We start from the raw sequence: 305 nt of genomic DNA, 5'->3' as shown, positions 1-305 counted from the left end.
GCCCGCCTGCAGCCCACCGACGCGGTGGTGCTGGGCGACCTGGGCTACGCCCTGCTGCAACGCGGCCGCTGGGCCCAGGCCCGCAACCCCCTGTTTACCGCCGCCGAACTGGCGCCGCAAGATGCCCGCGCCCTGGCGAACCTGGCCCTGTACCACCACATGACCGGCAACCCCGAACTGGCCGAACGGCTGTTGGCGTCGCCGGGCATCGGCCCCGAAGCGCGCGACAAGGTGCGCGCTCTGGCCGCCGCACGCACCGGTGCGGTGGACGGCCGTGAAACCTTTTCCGCCCCGCCTCGGTAAAC

General features: G+C 73.1%; 1 pseudogene. It reads left to right on the top strand.

What is annotated here, in order from left to right:
- Positions 1 to 303: pseudogene (locus HA630_RS00575) on the top strand (tetratricopeptide repeat protein); the annotation flags it as partial.
- Positions 304 to 305 lie beyond the last annotated feature (2 nt).

The organism is Aquabacterium sp. A08 (genome assembly GCF_011742065.1).
This window is presented reverse-complemented; position numbering and strand designations above follow the sequence as displayed.